Annotated in this window: 2 protein-coding genes; both read left to right on the forward strand. The window is 47.5% G+C overall.

Going from position 1 to position 2256, the window contains the following annotated elements; genetic code table 11:
• Positions 1-261 precede the first annotated feature (261 nt).
• The gene (locus tag EPE01S_RS22550) at positions 262-1038 is read left to right on the forward strand and encodes an isocitrate lyase/PEP mutase family protein (RefSeq protein WP_062749662.1); all 777 of its coding nucleotides are present in this window, start codon (positions 262-264) and stop codon (positions 1036-1038) included.
• The gene (locus EPE01S_RS22555; protein ID WP_062749664.1) at positions 1022-2068 is read left to right on the forward strand and encodes a bifunctional transcriptional activator/DNA repair enzyme AdaA; all 1047 of its coding nucleotides are present in this window, start codon (positions 1022-1024) and stop codon (positions 2066-2068) included. The genes EPE01S_RS22550 and EPE01S_RS22555 overlap by 17 nt, the downstream gene beginning before the upstream one ends.
• Positions 2069-2256 lie beyond the last annotated feature (188 nt).

Raw genomic sequence — 2256 nt, forward strand, 5'->3', positions numbered from 1 at the left:
CGAGGCACCCGTGAGCCTGATCTGATATTCAATTTAACATAACTAGTATTATGTGCATCAATCCTGTAGAGGCTCAATGCTAATGCCTATTTGGGGGGTGCGGATGTTTTCCTGGACAGGTTTATCATCTGATACCGAGTTGTTGTCGGTACATAGCCGGACTGACTAAACCTCGCTAAAAAAATGGTCGTCTGAATTTCGGTTGTGCCTTTTTTGCTGAATGTTTAGATTCATTTTCGATCTTATTGAGAGGATATGGATATGAATTTTGCAGAACTTCACAACCAGCATGAGCCCCTTCTCATCGCTAACGTATGGGATGTCGTCAGTGCTGTTGCAGCGCAAAAAGCAGGCTATCAGGCTCTCGGAACGTCCAGCGCAGCAATAGCGGCCACACTTGGATATGAAGACGGTCAGGGCATGCCGTTTGATGAATTATTTTTTGTAGTCACCCGTATTCGGGCTGTTTGCGACCTGCCACTGAGCGTTGATGTGGAAGCGGGATATGGTGATTCAGCCGAAAAGATAACAGACAATCTCAAGCGCCTCGCCCAGATAGGCGTTTCCGGCATTAACCTTGAAGACAGCAAAGTTGTTAATCGGATTCGCCAGCTAGATGATGTGTCTGAATTTTCGCGTAATCTGAGAACAGTATGCGATGCGCTGAAAAGTGAAGGTTATAATCTGTTTCTGAACGTCCGGACTGATACTTACCTGCTCGGGCATGAAAGAGCGTTACAGGAGACATTATTACGGGGTCAGCACTATAAAGCTGCAGGTGCTGACGGCCTGTTTGTTCCCTGCCTGACGTCAGAGAAAGACCTCAGCCTCATTGCAAATGCCACTGGTCTGCCTCTGAATATCATGTGTATGCCTGATCTTCCCTCGTTCGATAGACTGAAACTGGCCGGGGTAAGCCGCATTTCTATGGGTAATTTTGTTCATTCTGCCATCCAGTCAAAGCTGACTGACTTACTGCATGCGATCCGGTCGCATCAGACATTTGAAGGACTTTTTGTTGATGAAGGTTATCGATAAGAATCTGTGTGATATCTGGTATCAGGCATTACTTGAACGCGCTTCAGAATTTACGGGTGTGTTTTTTGCTGGCGTCAGAACGACTGGCGTATTCTGCATTTCGATATGTCGGGCGCGAAAGCCCAAACGTGAAAATGTAGAGTTTTATAAAGATGCCAAATCTGCCCTGGCGGACGGCTTTCGCCCCTGTAAAGTCTGCAGACCTGCTGAAAATGCGCACAGCGCGCCATTATTTGTCGAACAGGCGCTTGCGCTTGTCAGGTGCGATATCAAATCCCGTATATCCGACACGGATCTTCGTCAGCATGGAATCAGCCCGGAGCGAGTTCGGCGCTGGTTCCTTCAACATCACGGCATCACTTTTCAGGCCTTCCAGCGAATGCAGCGGATAAATATTGCCCTTCAGGAACTGAAAAGTGGACGTACGGCAACTGATGTCGCGCTGGACAATGGCTACGAATCCTTGAGCGGCTTTGGTTACATCTACAAGCGGCTCACTGGCGCAGCTCCGACTCAGACCACTCAGGTAATAGTCATTCACCGGTTTACCACTATGCTGGGGCCTATGTTTGTATGTGCCACCGAGCAGGGAGTCTGCCTACTGGAGTTTACAGATCGCCGGATGTTAGAAACTGAATTTCGCGACATCCAGCGTTTACTTAACGCCAAGATTGTCACAGGAGAAAACAGTCATACCCGGCAGACAGTAAAAGAAATCAGCGAGTATTTTGCCGGAACGCGCCGACAGTTTGCTCTCTCTGTAGATGCTCCGGGCAGTAGTTTTCAACAATCCGTATGGCATGAGTTACGTGCTGTTCCATATGGACAGACCTCATACTATCAGGCCATTTCGCTACTGATTGATAAACCCAATGCTGTACGCGCCGTCGCTGCTGCGAATGGTGCAAACCGGATTGCGATTGTGATCCCTTGTCACAGGATAATTGGAAAAGATGGAGAGATGACCGGTTATGGTGGTGGGATTTCACGTAAAGAATGGCTCATTGAGCATGAGAGAAACAACGTTTGATCAAATGTAGCCGGAAACTTATGCTCTTTTCTTTGTGATTATGCTTATGACTTTGTAAGAGGGTCTGCAACCAAATGTCCTCTTCTCGCTCACAGCGGACCTGACGAATCCTCTACAGGTCTGCTTCGTGACAAAAGAAGGCGTTAAATTTATTATGATGCGCTGTATTTTGCATAGCTGGTTAACTT

This window comes from Erwinia persicina NBRC 102418 (genome assembly GCF_001571305.1).
Lineage (GTDB): Bacteria > Pseudomonadota > Gammaproteobacteria > Enterobacterales > Enterobacteriaceae > Erwinia > Erwinia persicina.